Raw genomic sequence first — 8,381 nt, 5'->3', positions numbered from 1 at the left:
GTCACGGTCGAGTAGAACGGCACCACCGGCGCCTGCGCACTGATCCCGGCCAGTGCTTCGGCGAGCGTGTCGCGGATGTCCTCCACATGCCGCGTATGCGAGGCATAGTCCACGGCGATCCGCCGCACCCGGACGCCTTCGCCGGACAGCGCCTCCAGCACCTCGTCCAGTGGCCGGGCATCCCCGGCGATCACCACCGAGGACGGCCCGTTGACCGCAGCCACCTCCACCCGGCCCGCCCACGGCCCCAGCCGCGCGGTCACTTCCTCCTCGCCCAGCGCGACCGAAGCCATGCCACCACGCCCGGACAGCTGCCCTGCGATGGCCTGACTGCGCAGCGCCACCACACGCGCCGCATCCTCCAGCGACAACGCACCCGCGACACAAGCGGCCGCGATCTCACCCTGGGAGTGACCCAGCACCGCATCCGGCACCACACCAACCGAGGCCCATACGGCCGCCAGGCCCACCATGACCGCGAAACTCGCCGGCTGCAGTACGTCCACTCGATCCAGCAGCTCGGGCTCGGACTCGCCGCGCAGCACATCCGTCAACGACCAGTCCACCCACCGCTCCAACGCGGCCGCGCACTCCGCTATCCGCTCGGCGAAGACCGGCGAGGAGTCCAATAGCTCCCCGCCCATCCCCACCCACTGCGAGCCCTGCCCCGGGAACACCCACACCACCTTGCCGGGGGCATCCGAACCCGCACGGCCGACCACCACTCCAGGTGCGTCCTCACCCCGCGCCAACGCCCCCAGCCCCGCCAGCGCCTCCTCACCCGAACCGGCGATCACCACCGCACGCTCACTCAGCAGCGCCCGGCCCGACACCAGCGCCCCAGCCACATCCCCCAGCGGGCTCCCGCTGGTGCCTTCGACGAATGTCGCCAGCCGCCCCGCCTGGCCCGCCAAGGAACCCTCACTCCGTGCCGACATCACCAACGGCACCACATCAGCCGGCACCAAGGGCTGCTGCGGCTCCTCGGTGGCCCACACCGGATCTTCGGGGGCTTCCTCCAGGATCAGGTGCGCGTTCGTCCCGCTGACACCGAACGAGGACACACCGGCCCGACGCGGATGCCCGTTCCGCGGCCACTCCCGGGCCTCGGTCAGCAACTCCACCGCGCCCGCGGACCAGTCCACCTGGGACGTGGGCTGGTCAACGTGCAGCGTCGGGGGCATGACGCCGTGCCGCAGTGCCTGCACCATCTTGATGACACTGGCCACGCCCGCTGCCGCCTGCGTGTGACCGATGTTCGACTTCAACGAGCCCAGCCACAACGGCTGTTCCGGATCCCGGCCTTGCCCATAGGTCGCCAGCAAGGCCTGCGCCTCGATCGGGTCACCCAGGGCCGTCCCGGTCCCGTGGCCCTCCACCACGTCCACCTCGGAAGAGGACAGCCCGGCACTGGCCAGCGCCCTGCGGATCACCCGCTGCTGCGACGGGCCATTCGGCGCGGTCAGCCCGTTGGACGCACCGTCCTGGTTCACCGCACTGCCACGCAGCACCGCCAGCACCCGGTGCCCACGCTCCCGCGCCACCGACAACCGCTCCAGCACCACCACACCCACACCCTCGGCCAGCCCCATTCCGTCCGCGCCCGAGGAGAACGCCTTGCACCGCCCGTCGGAAGCCAGTCCCCGCTGCCGGGAGAACGTCACGAAGGTGCCGGGTGTCGCCATGACCATCGCGCCGCCGGCCAGCGCCATCGAGCACTCGCCCTGCCGCAGCGCGTGCGCGGCAAGATGCATCGCCACCAACGACGACGAGCACGCCGTATCGACCGACACTGCCGGGCCCTCGAAGCCGAAGACGTACGACACCCGGCCCGACGCGACACTCGACGCCAGCCCTGTGCCCGCGAAGCCCTCCAGCTCCGGTGCGAGCACACCGGTCCCATAGCCCTGACCGGACACCCCGGAGAACACGCCGACATCGGTGCCCTTCAGGGAGACCGGATCAATGCCGGCGTCTTCGAAAGCCTCCCAGGAGGTCTCCAGTAGTAACCGCTGCTGCGGGTCCATCGCCAGCGCCTCGCGCGGCGAGATTCCGAAGAACCCCGCGTCGAAGAGCCCCGCCCCGCGCAGGAAGCCGCCCTCACTGGTGTAGGAGGTTCCCGCGCTGTCAGGATCCGGGTCGACCAGAGCCTCAAGGTCCCAGCCCCGGTCATCGGGGAAGCCGGAAACCGCGTCCTGGCCCTCACACACCAACCGCCACAGGTCCTCCGGGCTCGCCACCCCACCCGGCAACCGGCACGCCATACCCACGATGGCGAGCGGCTCACCCGCGTCGGCCGCCACGGCCGCCGGTGCCGCCAGCACCGGTGGCGGCTCCACGTCGCCGAACTCTTCGCGCAGGTGACGGGCAATGGCCTTCGGGGTGGGGTAGTCGAAGACCAGTGTGGGGGGAAGCTTCAGACCGGTCGCCTCCCGCAGCCGGTTGCGCAGTTCCACCGAGGTCAGCGAGTCGAACCCGGCCTCCTTGAACGCCGTGTCCGCCCGGACGCCTTCCGGTCCGGCATGTCCGAGAACCACAGCGGCCTGAGTGCGGACCAGGTCGAGAAGCAGTGCCTCCTGTTCCGCCGCGGCGAGACCGGTCAACCGGTCGGCCAGTGGCCGTCGCCCGTCGCCGACCCCCGCCGACCGCGCCATGTGCCGGCCCGCCCGCACCAGGCCGCGCAACAGGTGCGGCACCGCGCCACCGGCCGCCGCCTCAGCACGCAGGCCCCGCAGGTCCAGCTTGATCGGCACCAGCAGGGCCTGCCGTGACCCCACAGCGGCATCGAACAGCTCCATGCCCTCAGCCGCCGTGATCGCCAGCACACCACCGCGGCTCGCACGCGCCTGATCGATGTCGCTGAGATGAGTGGCCATACCGAGGGTGTCCTCCCACAGGCCCCAGGCCAGCGACAGCCCGGGCAGACCCGCAGCCCGGCGGCCGGCCATCAACCCGTCCAGGAAGGCATTGGCGGCCGCGTAATTGCCCTGCCCGCCGCCCCCGAACACCCCCGCGACGGACGAGAAGACGACGAACGCGTCGAGGTCCAAGCTCCGGGTCAGGTCGTCGAGGTGGCGTACCGCGTCCACCTTCGGCGCGAACACCCTCGACAGACGCTCGGGGGTCAACGCACCGATCACCCCGTCATCGAACACACCGGCCGTGTGCACCACACCGGTCAGGCGGTGCTCGTCCGGGACCGACGCCAGAAGCGCCTCGACCTGGGCGCGGTCGGACACATCACAGCCCACCGCCGACACCGCAGCACCCAGTTCGGTAAGTTCGGCGATCAGCGTCCCTATGCCCTCGGCATCCGGACCCCGCCTGCTGGCCAGCACCAGGTGCCGTACACCGTGCCGGATGACCAGATGCCGGGCCACCAGAGCGCCCAAGGCCCCCGCGCCCGAGACCAGCACGGTCCCTTCCGGCCCGAACACCGGGAGAATCTGCGCAGCTTGACCGACCACACGGGCAAGTCGAGGGACCGAGAGTACTGCGCCCCGAACGGCGACCTGGGGCTCTCCGCCGGCCAGCGCCGAGCCCAGTACCGGCTCCAGACCGGTATTGGTGGTGGGGTCGGTGTCCAGCAGAACGATCCGGTCGGGGTGCTCGGCCTGCGCGGCACGCACCAGACCCCACACCGCCGCTCCCGCCGGGTCGCTCACCCCGCCATCACCAACGCCGTCGCCGTCGCGATCACCAGCGCCATCACCAACGCCGTCGTCACCCGCGGCTACCGCGCCCCGGGTCACGACCACCAGCCGCGACTCCTCCAGTCCCGCCTCGGCCAGCCAGGCCTGCACCACCTCCAGCACACGAGAGGTGAGCGCCAGTACGGTGTCCTCGCCGTCACCACCGACAGCCTCCAGAACGGCGACGGTCGGCGCTCCTGTGCTCCTGGCCAGCGCCGCCACCTCGTCAGCAGTGGTCACCGCCACCCACGACGGTGAGGGCTCCGCCTCCGGCCTTGAGGGCAGTTCGGTCCACTGCACTTGGAACAACGAGTCGCGGCTGTCATCCGCCGCCGCGGCACCCAACTTGTCGGTGGACACCGCCCGCATCACCAACGAGTCCATCGTCAGGACCAGGCCACCGGTCTCGTCGGCCGCCTCGACCGACAGCGTGTCCGGGCCGCAGGGCGCGACCCGTACCCGCAATGCCGCGGCGCCCGCGGCATGCAGCACCAGCCCGTTCCAGGCGAAGGCCAGCATCGGCTCCCTGGATTCCTCCGCCGTTGTGTCCGCCCCACTGCCGAACGTCCCGGCGTGGAGGGCGGCGTCCAGCAGCGCGGGATGGATACCGAAGCGTCCGGCCTCCTGGCGCTGTTCCTCGGGCAGGGCGACCTCGGCGAAGACCTCCTCGCCGCGCCGCCACACCGCCCGTACGCCCTGGAACGCCGGACCATACCCATAACCCCGCTCGGCCAGGTCCGCGTAGAAGTCGGCGGCCTCGGCCGCCTGCGCACCCGGCGGTGGCCACGCCGCGAAGTCGAACCCTCCATCGCCGGCATCCGGCCGAACCGTGGCCGACAGCACACCGGTGGCATGCCGCGTCCACACATCCACGCCTCGCGTGTCAGCCGCGTCCTCGCGCAAGGAATACACATCCACCGTGCGCGAGCCGTCCCCGCCCGGTCCGCCCACCGCGACCTGCACCCGGACCCCGCCGTGCTCGGGCACCACCAACGGCGCCTCGATCACCAACTCCTCCAGCACCCCGCAACCGGCCTCGTCACCGGCCCGCACCGCCAACTCCACCAGGCCCGTGCCAGGCACCAGCACCACACCACCGACCCGGTGATCCCCCAGCCACGGATGCGAGCGCAACGACAGCCGCGAGGTGAACACCAGCCCGCCGGACTGCGGCAACTGCACCACCGCACCCAGCAACGGATGATCCGCTGTCGCCTGACCCAACGACGCCGCATCCGTCGCCGACGCAGCCGGCTGCAGCCAGTAATGCCGGTGATCGAAGGCGTACGTCGGCAGGTCCACGCGTGCGGGCGCCGACGTCCACGGCAGCACACCGCTCCAGTCCACGGCCACACCCCGTACGAACACTTCGGCCATCGAAGTCAGCAGCCGACGGAGGCCGCCGTCCTCCCTCCGCAGCGACCCGGTCACCACCACACCGGCGTCACCGTCGGCGTCATCGACGATCTCCGTGACCGGCTGCACCAACACCGGATGCGCACTGACCTCCACGAACACCCCGTGGCCCTGAGCAAGCAGGTCCACCACGGCCGGACCGAAACGGACCTGCTGACGCAGGTTGCGGTACCAGTACCCACCGTCCAGGATGTCGGCGTCCTCCACCCAACCCCCGGTCACGGTCGAGTAGAACGGCACCACCGGCGCCTGCGCATCGATCCCGGCCAATGCTTCGGCGAGCGTGTCGCGGATGTCCTCCACATGCCGCGTATGAGAGGCGTAATCCACCGCCACCCGCCGCACCCGGACACCTTCGCCGGACAGCGCCTCGAGCGCTTCGTCCAAGGCGTCGGCGTCACCGGCGATCACCACCGAGGACGGGCTGTTGACCGCGGCCACCTCGACCCGGCCCGCCCAGCGCTCCAGCCGCGTGGTCACGTCCTCCTCGCCCAGCGCAACGGAAGCCATGCCACCACGCCCGGACAACTGCCTCGCGATGGCCTGACTGCGCAGCGCCACCACACGCGCCGCGTCCTCCAGCGACAACGCACCCGCGACGCAAGCCGCCGCGATCTCCCCCTGGGAGTGACCCAGCACAGCGTCAGGCTTGACCCCGACCGAGGCCCATACGGCCGCCAGACCCACCATCACCGCGAAACTGGCCGGCTGCACCACATCCACGCGCTCAAGGAGTAAGGGGTCCACCTCGCCGCGCAGCACATCCACCAGCGACCAGTCCACCCACCGCTCCAACGCGGCCGCACACTCCCCCACCCGCTCGGCGAAGACCGGCGAGGAGTCCAGCAACTCCCGGCCCATCCCCACCCACTGCGAGCCCTGCCCCGGGAACACCCACACCACCTTGCCCGGCACACCCGAACCCGCACTGCCGACCACCACACCGGCCGCGGTCTCCCCACGAGCCAACGCCCCCAGCCCCGCCAGCGCCTCCTCAGCCGAACCGGCCACCACCACCGCACGCTCACCCAGCACCGCACGGCCCGACACCAACCCCGCAGCCACATCCCCCAGCGACACACCCCCAGCAGCGTCAGACTCCAGGTACGACGCCAGCCGCCCCGCCTGCCCCGCCAACGAACCCGCACTCCGCGCCGACACCACCAACGGCACCACACCAGCCGACACCAAGGGCTTCTGCAGTTCCTCGGCGGCCCACACCGGCTCTTCCGGGGCTTCCTCCAGGATCAGATGTGCGTTCGTCCCACTGACACCGAACGCCGAGACCCCTGCGCGGCGAGGATGCCCGTTCCGCGTCCACTCCCGGGCCTCGGTCAGCAACTCCACCGCACCGGCCGACCAGTCGACCTCAGTCGTCGGCGCATCCACATGGAGGGTCGCCGGAAGCACTCCATGCCGCAGTGCCTGGACCATCTTGATCACACCGGCCACACCAGCGGCTGCCTGCGTGTGACCGATGTTCGACTTCAACGAACCCAGCCACAACGGCTGTTCCGGCTCCCGGCCCTGCCCGTACGTCGCCAGCAACGCCTGCGCCTCGATCGGATCGCCCAAGGCCGTCCCGGTCCCGTGGCCCTCCACCACGTCCACATCGGCCGGGACCAGCCCGGCACTGGCCAGCGCCCGGCGGATCACCCGCTGCTGCGAGGGACCATTCGGCGCCGTGAGGCCGTTGGACGCACCGTCCTGGTTCACCGCACTGCCACGCAGCACCGCCAGCACCCGGTGCCCGCGTTCCCGCGCCACCGACAACCGCTCCAGCACCACCACACCCACACCCTCGGCCCAGCCCGTACCGTCCGCGCCATCCGCGTACGCCTTGCAGCGCCCGTCAGCGGCCAGGCCGCGCTGCCGGGAGAACTCCACAAAGGCGCCGGGCGTCGCCATCACGGTCGCTCCGCCGGCCAATGCCATCGAGCACTCGCCCTGCCGCAGCGCATGCGCGGCAAGATGGATCGAGACCAGCGACGAGGAACACGCCGTGTCCACCGTGACCGCGGGCCCCTCAAGGCCGAACACGTACGACACCCGGCCCGACGCCACGCTCGACGCCGCGCCCGTGCCCGCGAAACCCTCCAGCTCCGGCGTGACCACATCGGCCCCAGGTGCGACGTAGCCCTGCCCGAACACCCCGGAGAACACGCCGACATCGGTGCCCTTCAACGAGACGGGGTCGATGCCCGCCCGCTCCAGTGCCTCCCAGGAGGTCTCCAGCAGCAGCCGCTGCTGCGGGTCCATCGCCAGCGCCTCACGCGGGGAGATCCCGAAGAAGCCCGCGTCGAAGAGCCCGGCCTCATGGAGGAACCCACCCTGACTCGTGTACGAGGTACCCGGACGGTCGGGGTCCGGGTCGAACAGACCTTCCAGATCCCAGCCCCGGTCCTCCGGGAATCCCGAAACCGCGTCCCGGCCCTCGGACACCAACCGCCACAGGTCCTCCGGCCCCGCCACGCCACCCGGTAACCGGCACGCCATACCCACGATCGCCACCGGCTCACGGGAAGCGCCGAGGAGTTGGCGGTTCTGTTTCTTGAGCGACCCGACCTCTTCCAGCGACTTCCGCAGCGCCTCGACGACCTTTTCATACGACGCGGTCATTCAATTGCCCCAATCATTCTGCGGTTTCGAAGGATTCTCAGTCGCCGAGCGCCAGTTGTACGAGGTCGTCGACGTCCAGCTCGGCGATCGCCCGCTCTTCATCGGCCTTGTCGATCGCTCCGACTTCCGGCGCGCCCTCACCGAGGGCGACCAGCTTGACCAGGGCATCCATCAATCCAGCTTCCCGGAAGCGGGACAGTGGAAGAGTTGCGAGTGCATTCCGCAACCGTTCCTCGTTTATTTCCAGGTCACTCGTGCCGCCGCCCGAGATCAATTCTTGGTGCAGATAGCGGGCTATGGCTTTCGGGGTGGGGTAGTCGAAGACCAGCGTGGCGGGCAGCTTCGATCCGGTCGCCTCGCGCAGCCGATTGCGCAGTTCCACCGAGGTGAGCGAATCGAACCCCGCTTCCTTGAATGCCGTGTCGGCCCGTACCCCTTCCGGCCCCGCGTGCCCGAGCACGACCGCGGCCTGAGCACGTACCATGTCGAGGAGCAGTGCTTCCTGTTCCGCAGCGGTGAGTCCGGCCAGCCGACGGAGCAGCTCGCCATCCCGTCCGGACGCGGCGTGTGCCGCCTGCCGGCCCGCCCGTACCAGGCCGCGCAGCATGTGCGGCACCCCGCCACCGGCCGCCGCGTCAGCACGCACCCCCCGCA

The 8,381-nt window shown here is 70.6% G+C and carries 2 protein-coding genes; both read right to left on the bottom strand.

Going from position 1 to position 8,381, the window contains the following annotated elements; all coding sequences use genetic code 11:
• Positions 1 to 7,727: type I polyketide synthase (locus ACZ5CW_RS41000; RefSeq protein WP_468610901.1), on the bottom strand; the 7,727-nt coding region annotated here is incomplete at its 3' end.
• Between the two features lie 37 nt (positions 7,728 to 7,764).
• On the bottom strand, positions 7,765 to 8,381 hold a 617-nt coding region (locus ACZ5CW_RS40995; protein ID WP_468610899.1), incomplete at its 5' end, for an acyl carrier protein.

This window comes from Streptomyces sp. NPDC031379 (assembly GCF_055569615.1).
This window is presented reverse-complemented; position numbering and strand designations above follow the sequence as displayed.